Below are 17,255 nucleotides of genomic sequence, written 5' to 3' on the forward strand. Positions count from 1 at the left end.
AGTAACCAGGAGGTCACCATGGCTCGTAAAGTCATCATCACTTGCGCGGTCACCGGCGCAATTCATACACCTTCCATGTCCCGTTACCTGCCGGTAACACCAGGTCAAATTGCCGAAGCGGCGATTGGTGCCGCTGAGGCTGGCGCCTCAATTGTTCACCTACATGCTCGTAATCCAATTGATGGCAGTCCCTCTCAGGATCCGGAACTGTTTAAGCAGTTTCTGCCGGCTATCAAAGAGGCTAGCGATGTGGTGATCAACCTGACTACAGGTGGCGCACCGACAATGTCGCTTGAAGATCGACTTCGTCCAGCACATCAGTTCAAACCGGAAGTGGCCTCACTGAACATGGGCACGATGAACATGGGTCTTTACCCAATGCTCAATCGGTTTAAGGAGTTCAAACACGCTTGGGAGGAACCATACCTCGCCGGCAGCCATGACCGCATTTTCAAAAATACATTTACCGACATAGCCCACATCCTCGAGTCATGCAGTGAGAACGGTACCCGTTTTGAAATCGAATGCTATGACATTGGGCATCTCTACACCGCTGCACATTTCATTGATCGTGGCCTCATCAAACCTCCGTTTTTGATCCAATCGGTTTTCGGCATTTTGGGCGGTATCGGCGGTCACCCTGAGGATGTCCTGCATATGCGGCGCACAGCTGATCGTCTCTTCGGAGATGACTATCAGTGGTCGGTTCTTCCTGCAGGAAAGCAGCAGATGAGCATTGGTGCTCAATCAGCCACGCTTGGAGGACACGTGCGTGTGGGTCTTGAAGACTCGCTTTGGGACGGGCCGGGTCAATTGGCAAAAAGCAATGCCGATCAAGTTTCGCGCATGCGCAAAATTCTCGAAGGGCTTTCACTTGAAGTGGCGACACCTTCTGACGCGAGGGAAATCCTGAAGCTAAAAGGTGGCGATAACGTCAATTTCTAAGCGCGGGTATTCATCCCCGTAAAGCCTATCTAGAGGATATTTTGATAACTAATGGTCGCGTCACAACACTCGCGCCTTAGCAATTTATCCTCGTGAGGAGAACATGAATCATGTTAGCTACGACCCATACAAAAACACAAAAGGGACAGTCGCTGAACGCTTTAATGTTTCGCAAACTAATGCCGATGTTAATCTTTGCTTACGTTATAAGCTTTCTAGACAGAACTAACATTTCACTTGCCAAAACACACATGGCAGTAGACTTGGGTATTTCCGCTGCCGCATACGGTTTTGGTGCAGGGCTCTTCTTCCTTACCTATGCACTCATGGAGGTACCCAGTAACTTGATCATGCACCGGGTAGGGGCCCGACTCTGGATCACCAGGATCATGATCACCTGGGGATTGTTATCTGCCGGTATGGCCTTCATTACCGATGAGACTACGTTTTACATTGCCCGCGCGCTACTGGGCGCAGCTGAAGCCGGATTGTTCCCAGGTGTAATGCTCTATTTAACCTATTGGTTTGGTCGTGAGCAAAGGGCACGAGCCAGTGGCTATTTTCTAATCGGGGTTTGTCTCGCGAATATCATCAGCGGGCCGGTTGGCGGGCTGCTGTTAGAGATGGATGGAATCTGGGGTTGGCACGGCTGGCAGTGGCTGTTCTTCTTGGAGGGAATTCCAGCTGTTCTATTCTCCGTCGTGATTTGGCGAAAGCTTCCGGACGGCCCATCTACGGCAAGTTGGCTATCAAAGGAACAAGTCACTGAAGTAGAGCAAGTTCTGAAGAAAGAACATGATGAAGAAATCGCCTCCGGCAATGTAGGTCATTCTTTTAAGGGGGTTCTTAAAATCCCTCAGATTTGGCTTGCGATCGCGGTGTATTTCCTCCACCAAGTTAGTGTCTATTCGGTAATTTTCTTCTTGCCGGGCATCATTGGCACGTACGGAGGCTTATCATCGTTACAAATAGGATTGTTAAACTCAATCCCATGGATCGCAGCAGCACTCGGGGCAGCGTTTCTTCCAAGGTATGCAACTACTCCGAAAATTTCACGCAAAATAATGTTCGGTGGGCTGCTCCTGATGTCGGCTGGATTGACCCTTGCGGCCTTTACCACTCCACTGATAGCTCTAATAGGATTCACTCTTACGGCATCGATGTTTTTCGTTGTTCAGCCTGTGATATTCCTCTTTGCCAGTTCAAGACTGGCGGGAGCAGGTATGGCGGCGGGTCTGGCGTTAGTGAATACCTTTGGTATTACTGGTGGTTTCTTCGGCCCTTCACTTCTGGGCTTCGTTGAACAAACTACTGGGAGCACGAAGAATGGGCTCATTATTGTAGCGGCTCTTTTAACGCTCGCGGCATTCCTGAGTCTGAAGCTACGTCAGGCACAAGAAACGATTACTACAAAAACGCGGGACAACATTGTATTGCCCCAGGCTGCGCCGTGTATTACTGATAATGCGAGGACAAAATGAAGAGTACATCCCTAGCACTTAAACTACATCCCGACGATAATGTTGCAATCGCACGCGCTTCGATACCTCAAGGAACCGTGGTTACGGAGTTCGGTAATATCGTGGTGCTCGCCGATGTGCCCGCAGCGCACAAAATCGCCCTTGCACACGTAAACCCAGGTGATCCTGTTCTACGTTATGGCCAGATCATTGGCTTTGCTACTAAACCCATTGAGCCAGGCGATTACGTGCATACGCACAATCTGGAGATGGCGACGTTCGAGCGAGACTACGCGTTCGGCGAGGATGCCAAAGTCGCGTCGCCTGCAGCCTCTCCTGTGACATTCCAAGGTTTCGTCCGCGCTGACGGGCGAGTAGCAACTCGAAACTACATTGGTGTAGTGAGCACTGTGAACTGCTCCTCCACTGTTACCAAAATGGTGGTTGAACACTTCTCGCGAAACGGTGTGCTGGATGCTTACCCAAACGTGGACGGTGTGGTGCCGATCACCCACAGCTTCGGTTGCTGCATAGAGCACAATGGCGAGGGGGTGAACCAACTGCGGCGCACGCTAGGCGGGTTCATCAAGCACGCCAACTTCGCTGGCGTGGTTGTCATCGGCCTTGGCTGTGAAGCCAATCAGATGGGTGCGCTGTTCATGGCCCAGGGCATTGAGACCGGCAAGCTTATCGCTCCCGTGGTCATCCAAGACGTTGGCGGAACCCGCAACGCAGCGGATGCCGCCATTGCCGCCGTGGAATCGATGCTGCCGGTTGCCAACGAGTGCCGGCGCGAGCCGGTCTCGGCGCGGCACCTGACCGTGGCGCTCCAGTGCGGCGGTTCAGACGGATACTCGGGCATCACGGCCAACCCCGCCCTCGGTGTGGCTGTCGATATGCTCGTAGCGCAAGGTGGAACTGCCATCCTTAGCGAAACGCCGGAGATCTACGGCGCTGAACACCTGCTGACTCGTCGCGCTGCAACCCGTGAGGTTGGCCAAGGTATCGTCGACCTTATCAAATGGTGGGAAAGCTACGCAGACCGCGAAAAAGGCAGCATCGATAACAACCCCACACCTGGCAACAAGGCTGGCGGCCTGACGACCATTCTTGAAAAGTCTTTAGGCGCAGTTGCCAAAAGCGGCTCCTCCGCACTCATGGGGGTGTACCGTTACGCCGAGCCAATCACGGCCCGAGGCTTGGTGTTTATGGATGCACCTGGCTACGACCCGATGGGAGCCACTGGCCAAATCGCCAGCGGCGCAAACCTCGTTGCGTTCACCACCGGACGCGGCTCGTGCTTTGGCGCCAAACCTGCTCCTTCGATCAAGCTTGCGACGAATACCAAAATGTACACTCGCATGAAGGATGATATGGACATCAACTGCGGGGATGTCATGGATGGCGATGCCACCCTTGAATCGAAGGGTAAAGAGATTTTCGACATGCTCATACGAGTGGCTTCTGGAGAAAAATCTAAAAGCGAGGCGTTGGGCGTCGGCAATGAAGAAACAGTGCCTTGGATGATCGGCGCTCAGATGTAATGAGCGAACAAAAAAGGCGTCCTGATATCAGGGCGCCTTTTTTAAACCTTGTTGATGAGGTTAATCAACTTCGACAGGCTTGTGCGCATCGGCAACGATCAGCGCCCCTGTATTCAGGATAAACTCGGCAGCACTTTTGATGTCATCTTGCAGTGATTCACAGGCGGCAACGGAGTCACCCTTCTTTAAAGCATCAACCATCGCTGCGTGATGACTGGCTTGCACTCGCTGAACCACACGCTCAGTGCCAGATCGTAGGTCATAGTTGATGATAGGCCCTATTCTCAGCCACAGGGACTCAACTATCTGGAGCAGGATGGGCATGTCCGCCTGATTATAAATTGCGAAATGCAGTTCTTTGTTCAGCGTAATCAGCCGTGACTCATCGGGAGCGCCTTTTGCAAACTCTGCGCAAAATGCCTCGTGTATCTTTTCAATCTCAGCCAGCGCCTGCGAATCAACAAGTTCCGCAGCACGAGCTGCAGCTTGCCCCTCCAGATTCAACCGGATACTGGTGATTTCCCGGAATTGGCTGACTGTCAGTACAGGAACGCGAATATATCGATTAGCCGCCATTTCAAGCGCTTGCTCAGCGACCAACCTGTGAACAGCCTCTCGCACTGGCATGACGCTAACACCAAGAGCATCCGCTATAGATCTGAGCGAGAGCTTTTCCCCAGGCATAACGCGTCCGCTTATCAGCAGATCACGCAGCTGGGCATAAACGTCCGCACTGAGGGTCTGGCGGATCATGGGCGTTACGAGTGTGGATAGGTTCATGGCGAGAATTATAGGCAGGTTCGATCAGCCAGCATAGGAAAATGAGACAACTGTGATCACGGATGTGCCGGTATAGAAAGTGACGGAATTCGGGAGAAACGAGCTCTCTAGCACACGCGCAATAATCGTCTCGCTACCAAGGTCGGTGGCGAGACGTGTAGGTCTGACTAATCAAAGATACTCGACATTGCCGTCGATGCTGATCGCTTGTCCTGTCACATTGTTAGCAGCAGGAGAGCATAGAAATAAGGCCATTGCTGCCACGTCTTCGGGTGGAGTCATCCGGCGCAATGAGATTTTCTTCAATGTTTGTTGGCGCATCTCCGGCTCTGAAATGCCTAACTGTTTGGCGCGATCACTGATGACGCGATCCTGGCGCGGGCCCTCGACGATGCCTGGCAGCAGTGCGTTGACTCGAATGTCTTTTTCGCCCAACTCGGCTGCCAATGACTTCATAAGACCAACGATGGCCCACTTGGTCGCGGCGTATGGAGTCCGCCAGGCATAGCCTAAGCGCCCCGCGACCGATGAAATATGAATGATGTGTGCGTGTTCTGACTTCGTTAGGAGGGGGACAGCATGATGAGCGAAGCGATACTGCGCATTGAGATTGATGTCTACTGTCTGTTCCCATTCGGCATCACTAATTTTGTCGATTCCGCCGGTCGGCCCTGCTATGCCTGCATTGTTGATAAGTACATCAAGCCCACCCACCCACTCCTGTTGTATCTCGAAGACTCGCTTAATTTGAGCAGAGTCGGAGACGTCGGCCAATGTGGCCAAAGCTTCAGGATAGCGCTCACGAAATTGTGTGATCGCCTGCTCACTTACATCACATACATGGACTCTTGCCCCAATTTCGAGATATGCAGCCGCGATCGATTCTCCAATGCCTGATGCTCCACCGGAAATTAAAACCTTCAATCCGGTATAAGGTGTCAGCCGCTTCATCACGTTCATAGCTAATGCGTCCTGTCTTATTTTTGTTCATGAGTTCTTTCTTGGCTACGGCTTCCGTAGACAAGAAAACTTCATTAAGTGATATGTGATCACAGTTTATTTGTCAAGACAGGCTTGCCGCAGGTTTGCAGGTGAATTACCGGGGAGGGCGCAGACTCCTACCCCGGTTCAGCATTGCAATCTACGGCCCGATTACTCTGCGAGTGGCAGCCGGCGGCGACTGCGCTTACCTCAGCACTACATCGTTATCGGATCTGGGCCATGGTCGGGTAATCCGTATAACCTCGCTCCTCACCCTGATAGAAGGTGGTCGGGTCTGCGTCATTCAATGCGACACCCTGTTCGAATCGCTCTACCAGATCCGGGTTGGCCAGGAACGCAGTGCCAAAGGACACCAGATCAGCATTTCCTTCTCTGAGGGACGTTTCTGCGCGTTCCGCGTCATAGCCCCCATTGGCGATGTAGGTGCCTGCGAAACGACGCTTCAGTTCTCTGAAGTCGAATGAACCCGCACCGACTTCTACTACGTGAATGTAGGCTAGCCCGTAGCGACTGAGCATTTTCGCTGCATAGTTGAAAGTCGCTTGGGGATCGCTGTCGCTCATGGAGAAGTAATTAAAAATCGGCGACAGGCGAACGCCCACGCGGCTAGCCCCGAATACTTCGATGACCGACTCCACAACCTCCTTAAGAAACCGAGCGCGATTTTCTGCAGAGCCGCCGTATGAATCGGTTCGGGTGTTGGTGCCATCGCGCAGGAACTGATCGATCAAGTAACCGTTCGCGCCATGTATTTCCACACCGTCAAAACCTGCACGCTTCGCGTTTTCAGCACCTTGGCGAAAATCCGCGATCACGCCAGGAATTTCATGCAGACTCAGAGCCCGTGGCGACTCGTAAGGCTTCAATCCTTCAGGCGTGTAGAGCTCGCCATCAGCTTTGATCGCTGAGGGGGCTACCGGCAGCTGATTATCGAGCTGTACTAGGGAGTGTGACAGGCGCCCAACGTGCCAGAGCTGGAGAAATATCCGTCCGCCCTCTGCATGCACGGCGTCGGTCACGTGTTTCCAGCCGGCGATTTGCTCGCTGGTGAAGATGCCCGGTGTTCTCATGTAGCCTTTGCCTTGAGCCGAGACCTGGGAACCCTCAGTAATGATGAGGCCGGCGCTTGCACGTTGACGGTAATACTCGACTACTGTGGAAGTTGGAACATCACCTTGGCCAGCCCGGCTTCGCGTCAGAGGCGCCATCACCATATGATTTTTCAAGGGTAGGTTGGCGATTTGAGCGGGGGACAAAAGAAGGTTGAGATTGCTCGCTGTCATGACGTGCCTCAGTATGATTTGGGGTGTTGGATAGTTGTCGTCGAGATGATTTTCACGCCGGGTTGAGCGGCGCTAGTTGAGCCGTCCTTGCTGGCGCAACCGTGTGCCAATCCGCTGTATTTCCGTTTCGCCCTGCGCCAGAGCTGCCTTGCTCGTGTGAACCGAGTAGTGACCCGTTACCAGGTCGTACGGATGCTTTACCGCCGAGCCCATCACGAAAGAGCAATCGCCTTTCGCGATGAAGTTGATGCGGTGCTCTGACTCTTCGAACACGGCTAATTCGCCGGCATTGATCAACCCACCTGCGTCCAGACTTCCAGAACTCACAGCGAGCCAAGCAATGTTGTGACCGGATGGAGGGGTGTAATGCCAGTGCTCACCGCCTTTTAAACTCACGGCGAGATAGTTCATTTCACTCGGCACTTCAATCAGGCTTTGGGCTGCCCCGTAACGTCCCAGTAGTACCCGTGCTGGGCCCACTTGTGGAACTTGCGACGGATCAAGGTAGGTACTCATCGCGGGAGCGTTTTCAAGCGGCGGCGGCAATGCCACCCAGAGCTGGAATCCCTGTATTGCGGACTCGCTTGCTAGCGTAGCGTCGTGCCACACCCCATTGCCGGCCTGCATCCACTCGACACCACCCGCGAGCAGTAAACCGGTCGCCCCAGTGGTGTCCTCATAAGAGACATCCCCTTTTGTCATGAAGGTAACCGTTGCGATTCCTGAGTGCGGATGCATGCCGAAACTCGACTTACTACCACTGGCGTTCAGGCTGAAAATGTCCAGGAAAATAAACGGTTTTAACAGCTCTCCTAGATCACCTGGACTCATAAGCCTCGTTATGGGGCCATGTGTGGTTCCTTCAGTACGATGGACAATGGCGCGTGGTCGAACTACTACGGTGGCGGTCATATGTTTTCTCTTTGTTCTCCCTTGCCGACAGACGATATCGTCGAGCGGAGTTCCGGCTGCCTGGACTGGATGGGGATTAACTCAGTGATGCCGAAAAGCCTTGACGGTCAGCCCGTAGGAGATTCCGGCAACTGAAGGTCAGCTGCAGCAATGACTGAAGGATATGCGTCTATTGATTGCTTTATTAGATGGCATAATTGGATTGAACTGATCCATTTTTGGAGTGGGTGGTAGCAAGATGATCGATCTGAATGACGTCGCATTGTTTGTAAAAGTGGTGCGCAGCGGTAGTTTCGCTGAGGCAGCACGGCAGCTTGGAATGCCCTCAAACACCTTAAGCCGGCGGGTTCAACAGCTTGAGGCTCAACTCGGTACGAGGCTGCTGCAGCGCTCCACGCGCAAGCTCACACTCACCCAGTCTGGCGAGGCTTTTCACGAGCGATGCTGTGGAGCCGTGGATGGACTGATTGACGCTGGTGAGCAGCTGATGACAGGAAACCAAGAGCCGAGTGGCACCGTGCGCATTGCGGCAATGGCTGATTTTTTCGACTTCTTTCCTATGGAGTGGGTAGCCGATTTTCTCGAGGCGCATCCACGGGTAGACGTCGACTTTGTGCTGAGTGATGCACGCGCCGATTTGATCGCTGATCGTATCGACATTGCGTTTCGAGGCGGAGCGTTGCAAGACTCAGGATATGTCGGTCGCCAACTCCTTGGAGCTGGTAACGAAGGTCTGGTGGCCAGCCCGAATTACCTTAGAAAAAAAGGCGTACCTGATTCGCTTGGAGATTTGGTCAATCATGATTGTGTAACTTTTGGCCATCCTAGTGGCGTCACCACCTGGACTCTCCATGGGCCAAATGGTGCAGCGGAAGAAGTGCGGGTCACTAGCCGTTTCAATGGAAACACCGCCCAAGCTTTGCGCAAGGCGACGTTGGCCGGGCTAGGAATTGCCTTGCTGCCGCCCGCCATGACAAAGTCTGATCTTCAGACAGGGCGCCTTGTGTCTGTGCTGCCGCAGTACCATAGAACCGGATACGGCCTGCATGTGCTTTACCCAAGTCGGCAACATTTGCCGTTAGCTGTGTCTGCATTCATTGGGTTGGTGATGGAGAAACTGGAGGGACAAGAATTTCCTGCAACGGCTCTCTCCTGATCCATGCATCCGTCAAGAGTATGGGATATGCCTAAGAATGACGCAGGCGCATGATGGCATCTGTGATGCCTTGAGCATTCTTGTCCAGCGTCTCCATCGCCCCGATTGCGTTAGCGGCTACATTCTCCGCTCCGTTATCAAGCGGCCACTTTGTCACCTCTTCATTGGCTGCGCGTATTGCGTGCTGGTTGTGTAGCCGCAGCGTGAGGGCGTCTGCTGTGGCTACATTCACTTGAGAGCTATCCGGCATCGGAATCTTCCTTGATGATCTGGTGCGTAGGTAGTAGCTGATCTCTCGCCTGCCCGATCTCTTCCTGAATCTACCCGCAAGGGGATGGCCCATCGGTTCTGGCACGGCCTAGGGTATCAACCGCATCTCGCGTAGTTTGTCGAACACGTCGAAAAATGCCTGATCGCTCGACCAAGCCAGCGTCCATGCAACGACGCAGCAGTTCATTGAACAGCCAGCGAAAGAGATCGCTGTCCGAAAACGGCCATGTCTATTTTTGGAAAAGGTCGAGTGGCTGGGGACTTCATCTTCAAGGCTTAACCGGCAGAACCAGCGATACGCCAGGTTCAAATGGGCCTCTGCGCACAACCGCCGCTCTGAGCGAATGCCGTAGCAATAGCCCACGATCAGCATGCGGATCATCAGTTCAGGATCAATCGACGGACGCCGATCGGGCTAAAGAAATCGGCGAGGTAATGGCGCAGGTCGCTCAGATCGAGACACCGATCAATGCTGCGCAGAAGGTGATTGGCGGGAATGTGATCTTGGAGGTTGAACGAGTAAAACAGCCGATCCTGCCCACTCGATAACTGCCCCATCATGCTGCGTGCTTCCCTGCGGGCCAATGCAGATATTTTGCCGCAGGCAAGATAGAGGAGCTACTTTTTCAACACATCGTTGCCGTTGAAGTTCGATTCCCGGTTTGCATGGGAAGTGTCAGCCCCTCCGATTTTGAGTTGTTCGGACAGAGCTAGCGCGACAATGCTAATTAACTAATTGATTTTTAACGATTAATTCCTTTGGTGGAATACGAGTCTGTACGGAGGTGGTGTTGTTCGCTCATCGATTCCAGTGTTCACCGTTCCGCTGAAAGCTTCAGGCCGGTCTATCGAATCGCAGAGTGTCCGGTCGGAGCTATCCTCATCAATAGCCCACTTGGCCTTAGGCTGGGGGCATCCTTTTCAAACCATCCAAAGCATGCCCTCAGATGTGCCCCCAATGTAGCAATCCACTGGAAGTGAATGGAGCTCCATGGTTTGTGGAAAGGCAGAAATGATTAGCCGAACTGCCTGCCCGACGAAACCTAAAGACTCTCAGGGTCGCCAAAAAACATTTTGACTGGGCTCTAGGATGGTGTTTTAAGGCGGAAAAAATTCAAATGTGCCCCCAATTTTGCCCTCAGTGCATCAGGTTCGCGAGTGGCGATTTCCGGCAGAGCCAGATGGATTCAGATGGCTTTCAGTAGTTCATAAGTGGGGAAGGGGGCTCACATTGCCTATCTCTCAGTCGGGAATGACCAGCGGCGTCGAATGGAGCTATCTACAGTGCTGCGTATCTTTCAGTCCGACGCTGATTGACCTACGAGCGATTGGATATTTATACAGTTGTTACGCAGACTCCGACGACTTGCACCAAAAATTGTCTCCGAACTTGTTTACCGGTCCCGTCAATCACGCTAACTTGCGGTAACGCTGGCACAGTGCCGCTATCGGTCATCTCTGACTAGATCTCACTCGCGCGCACAGCTGCTCAGCTGGTGCCTACCCTTAATCAGGGCGGGATCATTGATCGCGCGCAGCAACCGCAAGAGGATTCTGCGGTTTAGTGTTTGTAGGAAGTGTTATGGATGGCGTGAGCTTCAAGCAGGTAGACCAGTATGCCCTGTGTTGTGTCGAGAATTTTTCTGATGAGCTTAAGCTCGCGCTGAGGGGAAACCTCACCCGTATCTGCCATGGTGCTGATCAGGCCAGCAAGGACAGGGCGATCTACAAATACCCTGCGACGATTAAGCACTTCTGGAACGAGCGCTATTCCAAGAAAACTTGGGAAACCCGGATTGGTATGCTGGGTGAGCTCCTGTCTCACGTCATCATTCTGAAGCTCTTCCCCAACTTCGATGTGGTCTCCCCGTTCTTCAATATGGAAGAGAAGAGTATCCGGAAGGGCTTCGATCTCCTCCTATACGAGACCTCAACCAACAACGTCTGGATCACCGAGGTCAAGTCGGGTGGCAGAGGGGCGGACAAGACTTCTTGCTCGGCCACAAGTGCGCAATTGCGTTTGGCTCGGGATGACCTCAAGAGGCGTTTGGCTGAGCCGGAGCTCAATCACTGGCTCAACGCGATCAATGCCGCGAAAAATGCGATCCACAACAAAGCTAATTACCGGGACTCGGTTATTGAGATCTTGGAGATGGAAGGTGATTTGGCTGAAGAAGACGGGGCGAGTGCTTCGGACAACAATGTGTTTCTGGTCTCTGCCCTGTTCAGCGAAGTATCCCAGGCTATCGCCGAAAATACCGTGTCAAATTTCACCACCAAGCTGGTAGCTGAAGCTGTGTTCAAAACGGTGTGGGTGCTGTCCCTCCACAAAGGCACCATGGAAAAGCTGGAAGAGTTTTTGAGGCAGGAGGCGGAGCAGTAGCATGGAAGAGCTGACTATCAGAAAACTGGGCAACACCAAGTTCAAGGATCTGTATTTCCAACTCCTCAAGGGAGACGAACTGGGTAACACAGAGATTGTGAAACTTTTGGCGATCGCCGTGCTGCTCCTTAACCACAAGACCCTCGAAATTCGACGTCTCGGCTACCGCATTATCCTGTTTTACGGTAACGCTTCGGGTCAGTACCAGGCTCTGTACGATGTAGCACTCAACAGTGGTCTGCACCCTGTCTCAGCAGTAATCAGCAGCTACTTTTCCGAGGATGATCACCGCAGCGAGTCGTTCATCCGAAACATCGTGGGCAGCTACATCGATACCTTCCGTGATCAAGGCATCGTGCTGACTGAGCAACAGGATGCCCTGCGGGCATTTGTTCAGTCGGAGTACCGTAAGTCGTCAGTCGTGGTTGCTCCGACCAGTTACGGTAAATCTGAGCTCATCATCCAATCGGTGAGGGAAAATCCAGGGCAGCGGATCCTGATCCTTGTGCCTTCTAAGGCTCTGCTGGCCCAGACGAAAAAGCGGTTGATCTACGCGGACATTGAGGGGTTGGGCAAGGTGGTGACCCACCCCGAGATGTATTCGGGTGAGCGAAAGAACAGGGCATTTGTCCTGACCCAGGAGCGGCTCAACAGGCTCTTGAACGAGAACGCCGGGCTGAGCTTCGATATGGTCTTCGTCGACGAGGCCCACAACCTGCTGCAGAGCGACCGCAGAAGTGAGTTACTGGCTGCCATGCTGTGCATCCTGGGGGCTCGTAATCCGGAAACATCATTCAAGTTCCTGACTCCCTTCCTATGTGATGAACTCAACGTCCGTGTGCGCTTCCTGGACATGATCCCGAGCGGATTCAAGATCGACGAGTACATCAAGTCTGAGCGCTTCTACATCAGGGATTTTAGGGGAGGGAGGGGCCAGACGAAGCTCAAGCTCTATGACCATTTCCTGAATGACTGGATGGAGTTCGATCGGAGGTATGCAAACTGCTTCGAGCTCATCAAAGGCGAAGCACTGTCCAAAAACATTGTTTACGGCAACAGGAAGAAAAGCATTGAGTCATTTGCGGTTGAACTGGCAGCCGTGCTGCCGCCCGTAGATTGTCCGCTGATCCAGACGGCCTGTGCCGAGCTAGGAGAGCTTTTTGACCGACGCTACAAACTGATCGGCTGCCTGCGCAAAGGGGTTATGTACCACCATGGTTCGATCCCTGACACCATCCGTCTTTACTTGGAGAACCTCTTCAGTAGCTCCAAGCAGATGAGGTTTCTGGTCTGCAACTCCACGCTTCTGGAAGGGGTGAACCTGCCGATCGAACGACTCTTCGTTTTTGATTTTTTCAAAGGGAAGCAAAAGCTGACGCCATCTCAATTCAAGAACCTGGTCGGACGCGTCAATCGGTTCAGTGAGGTCTTTGCGCCTGGAGCTAAGGCTGCGTTGAGAAAGCTGGAGTCCAGCATCTACCTGTTGGGCGTAAATGGCTACACACGCGACAATGCAGCGCTTGAGACTTTCTACGATAAATCCGTCAACGTCTCAAAGGTGGTCAAGGACACTGTCAGCAACGTTCTGCTTGAAGCCACCAAGATCATCGATGGGAAGGTGTCGGTTCTCTACGACGACGCCGTGGCTCGTCTAGAGAATCTGCATCCTGGCGTGGTGAAAGATCGAGAGTGTCGTTACGTTACCACTCAGGTGGGCAAGCTCCTTATCGCGAACAGTGTCAGTGAAATTGACGTGTTCTCAGAGGAGCAGGCTATTGAACGGAAGATCAGGCGAGGCATCGAGGCGAACGGCGTCATCAATACCGTTGACAGGCTGATGCTTGCGATCTCCAAATCGTTCGTCGATCACTTCGACGACAGCCGAGAGTACAGCGACCTGGTGCGTCTCAAGCAAGAGCCTGCCCGGAATTTCTACGCCATGATCCTGGATTGGAAGCTGAAGAAACTCAGCGTCAAGCAGACGATCCGACAGACGCTCGCGTACTGGAAAAAGCTGGTCGAGACTAGCCATAGCGATCACGTATTCGTGGGTAAATGGGGTGATACCAAATATCGCGACAGCAAGTACGAGAACTGGGTAAGAATCTCCCAAAAGGATGACGGCGAGCGTATTAACCTGGCAATCGTCCGTCTCAAGGACGAGGACGATTTCTTCGACAACAAGATTTTCAAGTTCGTCGAGGTGCTGAATGGGGTAGGTGCCCTGGATCCAGGCTTCTACAAACTCATCAAATACGGTACCGCGGATGACACCAAGATCAAGCTCATCCGCGATGGCTACAGTCATGGCCTGGCGGATCTGATGCTCGAACGGTACCCCGAAACTGTGCGTGCGACGCTCGGCGGCGAGATCGAAGTGAGCCCTCGCCTAGTGAACATGATGATCAACAACGAGGAAAGCGATCTGCTGATTTTTGAAGCCAAGATGAACCTCAAACCTATCTGAGTGAGGATCTTGGAAGCGCCTGCGAGTTTGATCAGGATAGGCGACAAAATCTCCGTATGCCGGAATCGGCTGCAATCGCAGAAAATCACAGCGCTGCAACCTGCATTTACTCCGTTACCCGTGCCGCTGACCGGGGCAAGCTTGCACCCAACATCATCGAATATCTGCGTCCAAATCCAGCACCCGCGCGGTATCGTAAAAGTGAACTGGCCTACTGAGAATGCTGCTACTTGGGCAACCTTTCTACGAGACCTTTTGCGATGAATCGTACGACACCATCTGGCTCGCCACCGAGCCGATGGACATGCACGCCGGTACCGAGACGGCATTGGCCAGGGTGATTGCGATGTTCGGTGCGGCGCAGCCGCACTGTGCTTATCTGTTCGCCAATCGCCGCGCCAATCGCATGAAAGTGCTGGTGCATGACGGCTTCGGGATATGGCTGGAGGCGCGCCGGTTAAACCAAGGCAAGTTTCACTGACCTGGCATTCGCCACGGTTCTGAGATGGAGCTGGATACTGAGCAACTTCAGGCATTAGTGCTGGGCCTTCCATGGCAACGCGCAGGTTCTGGAGGTTCGATCACACTGCTTTAACGGCTGCCATTAGCCTATCGGTCTATCGCCGGGAATTGCCTGCTCTGGCAAAATCCGCCCCATGACTTCGCTACCCAATCTCGATCACCTAACCCCCGGAGCAACCCGTATCTGGCAAATCCTTGGTCGTTCGGAAAAGGATATGAGTAATGAGTCGATATCCAAGCAGATAGTTCGGTCAGACCCCAGAACCCACCACTTCAATGAGTGGGTAACGGACGACATGCAATCTCTTGTTTCCTATCGCGATTAGGGGGCGAAGACGTTACCTGCTGTTAAGTAGACCTTGGTGCAGCTTAGACGTGGTCACGGCAAACGCATCATAGGGGCGGCGTTCTTGTGGCATGGGCGTCCACTTAAAATTTGGTGAACGCCATTGCCTCAAGCGACGGAGTCAGGAAGGTGTGTTGCCCGAACGGTTACATTGGGCATTGCCAATGCTGAGACATTAACTGCGCTGGCCCTCACCTACGGGTGAGGACGCTTCGCCCGGTGCTTCCTGAAAGCGAGCTTTTTCTATATTTCGACACCACTTACGAGCAATTACTATCCCAATTCTTCTATCAAATCGACGTGATGAAGATGAATGTTAAATTTTCTTTCCGGCGCCTGCTGATATTTGCGCGCGCTAGAGGCCAGTGCTGTCATGTCGATTTGGGCCTTAGCGAGTAAATGTCTCAGATTTCCTTTAGTGGTGTTTTGGACAAGTAGTGGCAGAAGCTTGAGAATGGCGCCTGTGTTTGTAGAAACTAACTTCAATAAGTTTGCCGCTTTCGGATGTGTTGCCTCGTCCAAGTAGGCGCGGTATCCAGCCTCAGCGGGTTGACCAGGCTCAATAGTCCAACGTATCCGACGTATTGCCAGGTGCTGCTGTATCCGGGCCCAGAATTCGTCGCCGTATAGGTCGATGCTGAGCATTTCAGTAGTAGCAGACCATAGCGCAGCGAAGAGTTTGGCTGATTTGGCCAGGGCTTCTGTATCCAAGGTCTCGGGCTCATAGGTTGTGCAGTCAAGTATGCCGAGACCGATATCGACTAATGTCCGCATTAGGCTCGATGCGTCCGAGGGGCGCCATTTTTTCGAGGTTTGGGTTGTAGGGCTAAACTCCAGGATCTCTCTCAGTGCAACGCTGCAGTCCCACGTTTTCAACCAATCATTAGCAAAGTCGCCACTTAGAGCGATCGAGTACCCAAGTACTTTGCAGGCATAGTCACCTGGTCGGGTCGCATGGTAATGCCTAGCGTGATCTCTGAGGCTCTGACCCTTACCCGCATCCCATTCTTCCAGTGTGAGATCCCACTCACCAAGGAAGCTTGTTATGTCCGGCGCTAAAAATTTGGTCGGTTTCTCAGAGTGCAAAAGTGCAAGCATGCTTTGGTAGACCCAAGGCTCCCAACTGTTGTCTAGGTCGCTTGATGTGGCAGGCGAAAACGAGGGGGCTATCTTGTCAGCCAAAGCCATTAGAAGGTCATTGCTGTCAATGAGTGTCTTTCGCTGCGTCTCATGAGCCGGAAAATTGAGGGTCTGACGAGTAAGCCACGTGCCCCAGCGCTTAAATATTCCGATAAAATCTGATCGCAGTGCAAGAGTGTCCCTCAGACGAGCAAGCAGGTATTTGACATGAGCTTCCAGTATGTCCTTTGGATGCTCTTGTCTGTCAGCTACATGAAGTAACATGGATTTGCCATGTCTGATCAAGCTCGGAAGCAATATCTCGCCGTTCCAAGTGCCGTCATCCCCAAAACTGGGTGCCACTCTGAGAGTCAAACATTCCCATAAAACATAATTGCGGTAAAACTCTGGACTCTCTAGCACCCGGTTGAGCAGTACAGGGTTTCGTATCAATTTCATCGATGCGAGCAGTTGTTCAGCGTCTAACTCAGCGAGCAGGCGTACCCAAGACCAGCTCGATTCGTTTGATCGTGCTTCGCGGATATGTCCGCTCCAAATGTCACCGAGTGTGAATGGATCAGCGTGATCTTCGGGGTGTTCTGAGTTGAGTTTAACTTCAGCATTGATAAAATGTTGAGCAGCAAGGGTGACGACCGTGGATCTGAAACTTTCATTCAATCTGGCTAGGGTGGCGGTAGCGACAGGCCAGAGCTGCTCAAGCCACCAAGAATGCCTAATCAGTGCTAAAAGCGCTGGTAGCCTGCCCTCAGTTTCTTTAGATGACCAAACGCTAATGATTGCCCCACATAGAACGGCAAGGGATTCAGCGTCGTCCAAGATGTCCGAAGCCTCATCCGTGTCACTCAACTGCATGGCAAAATTTTTGAGCGCAGTTTTGGCGTCTCCAGGAGCGAAAAAATAATTTTCGATCAGTGCAATCAGCTGTGGAGAGTATTCAACATTGCCTGCCGCGTAGTTGTTGATAAGGACTAATGCACTGTTGTAATCCTTTTCAGTGCTTGATACATATGCAGAAGGTAGCAACCATTCTTTGTTCATTGATTAA

13 protein-coding genes and 1 pseudogene are annotated in these 17,255 nt (G+C 52.6%); 7 read left to right on the plus strand and 7 right to left on the minus strand.

Going from position 1 to position 17,255, the window contains the following annotated elements:
- Window positions 1-18 precede the first annotated feature (18 nt).
- The 3 genes from CKW16_RS15485 to CKW16_RS15495 all read left to right on the plus strand — a co-directional run bounded on the left by CKW16_RS15485 (window position 19) and on the right by CKW16_RS15495 (window position 3,949).
- Window positions 19-945: a 3-keto-5-aminohexanoate cleavage protein gene (locus CKW16_RS15485; RefSeq protein ID WP_095129129.1), complete on the plus strand. Its 927-nt coding sequence runs from the start codon at window positions 19-21 to the stop codon at window positions 943-945.
- A 110-nt stretch (window positions 946-1,055) separates the two neighbouring features.
- The gene (locus CKW16_RS15490; protein WP_095129130.1) at window positions 1,056-2,426 is read left to right on the plus strand and encodes an MFS transporter; all 1,371 of its coding nucleotides are present in this window, start codon (window positions 1,056-1,058) and stop codon (window positions 2,424-2,426) included.
- Window positions 2,423-3,949: a UxaA family hydrolase gene (locus tag CKW16_RS15495; RefSeq protein WP_095129131.1), complete on the plus strand. Its 1,527-nt coding sequence runs from the start codon at window positions 2,423-2,425 to the stop codon at window positions 3,947-3,949. The genes CKW16_RS15490 and CKW16_RS15495 overlap by 4 nt, the downstream gene beginning before the upstream one ends.
- Before the next feature lie 60 nt (window positions 3,950-4,009).
- On the opposite strand, the gene CKW16_RS15500 is transcribed toward CKW16_RS15495, so the two are convergent.
- The 4 genes from CKW16_RS15500 to CKW16_RS15515 form a co-directional block, all read right to left on the minus strand.
- Complete coding sequence (locus CKW16_RS15500; RefSeq protein WP_224789881.1) at window positions 4,010-4,702, minus strand: GntR family transcriptional regulator; 693 nt, start codon at window positions 4,700-4,702, stop codon at window positions 4,010-4,012.
- Window positions 4,703-4,900: 198 nt separating this feature from the next.
- A complete protein-coding gene (locus CKW16_RS15505) occupies window positions 4,901-5,689 on the minus strand; it encodes an SDR family oxidoreductase (RefSeq protein WP_095129132.1) in 789 nt (262 codons plus the stop codon).
- A 245-nt stretch (window positions 5,690-5,934) separates the two neighbouring features.
- Window positions 5,935-7,014, minus strand: a complete 1,080-nt coding sequence (locus tag CKW16_RS15510; protein ID WP_095129133.1) for an alkene reductase — start codon at window positions 7,012-7,014, stop codon at window positions 5,935-5,937.
- Between the two features lie 72 nt (window positions 7,015-7,086).
- Entirely contained in the window at window positions 7,087-7,926 is an 840-nt protein-coding gene (locus CKW16_RS15515; RefSeq protein WP_095129134.1) for a pirin family protein, read from the minus strand.
- Window positions 7,927-8,164: 238 nt separating this feature from the next.
- On the opposite strand from CKW16_RS15515, the gene CKW16_RS15520 reads away from it, so the two are divergent.
- On the plus strand, window positions 8,165-9,082 hold the full coding sequence (locus CKW16_RS15520) for a LysR family transcriptional regulator (protein WP_095129135.1): 918 nt from the start codon (window positions 8,165-8,167) through the stop codon (window positions 9,080-9,082).
- 31 nt (window positions 9,083-9,113) lie between these two features.
- Here CKW16_RS15520 and CKW16_RS15525 read toward each other — a convergent pair whose 3' ends face one another.
- Both CKW16_RS15525 and CKW16_RS15530 read right to left on the minus strand, forming a co-directional pair.
- Window positions 9,114-9,332 carry a hypothetical protein gene (locus tag CKW16_RS15525; protein WP_095129136.1) on the minus strand — a complete coding sequence of 73 codons (219 nt, stop codon included), beginning with the start codon at window positions 9,330-9,332 and terminating at the stop codon, window positions 9,114-9,116.
- A 157-nt stretch (window positions 9,333-9,489) separates the two neighbouring features.
- A pseudogene (locus tag CKW16_RS15530) lies at window positions 9,490-9,913 on the minus strand (transposase); the annotation flags it as partial.
- A 1,021-nt stretch (window positions 9,914-10,934) separates the two neighbouring features.
- Here CKW16_RS15530 and CKW16_RS15535 point away from each other — a divergent pair.
- From CKW16_RS15535 to tnpB, 3 genes are all read left to right on the plus strand, one after another.
- Window positions 10,935-11,735 carry a hypothetical protein gene (locus tag CKW16_RS15535; RefSeq protein ID WP_095129137.1) on the plus strand — a complete coding sequence of 267 codons (801 nt, stop codon included), beginning with the start codon at window positions 10,935-10,937 and terminating at the stop codon, window positions 11,733-11,735.
- A 1-nt stretch (window position 11,736) separates the two neighbouring features.
- Complete coding sequence (locus CKW16_RS15540; protein WP_095129138.1) at window positions 11,737-14,202, plus strand: DEAD/DEAH box helicase; 2,466 nt, start codon at window positions 11,737-11,739, stop codon at window positions 14,200-14,202.
- A 220-nt stretch (window positions 14,203-14,422) separates the two neighbouring features.
- Entirely contained in the window at window positions 14,423-14,683 is a 261-nt protein-coding gene (gene tnpB / locus CKW16_RS15545) for an IS66 family insertion sequence element accessory protein TnpB (RefSeq protein ID WP_141232742.1), read from the plus strand.
- A gap of 660 nt (window positions 14,684-15,343) precedes the next feature.
- Here tnpB and CKW16_RS15550 read toward each other — a convergent pair.
- Complete coding sequence (locus CKW16_RS15550; protein WP_095129139.1) at window positions 15,344-17,248, minus strand: hypothetical protein; 1,905 nt, start codon at window positions 17,246-17,248, stop codon at window positions 15,344-15,346.
- Window positions 17,249-17,255 lie beyond the last annotated feature (7 nt).

This window comes from Pseudomonas sp. Irchel s3h14, assembly GCF_900187425.1.
Lineage (GTDB): Bacteria > Pseudomonadota > Gammaproteobacteria > Pseudomonadales > Pseudomonadaceae > Aquipseudomonas.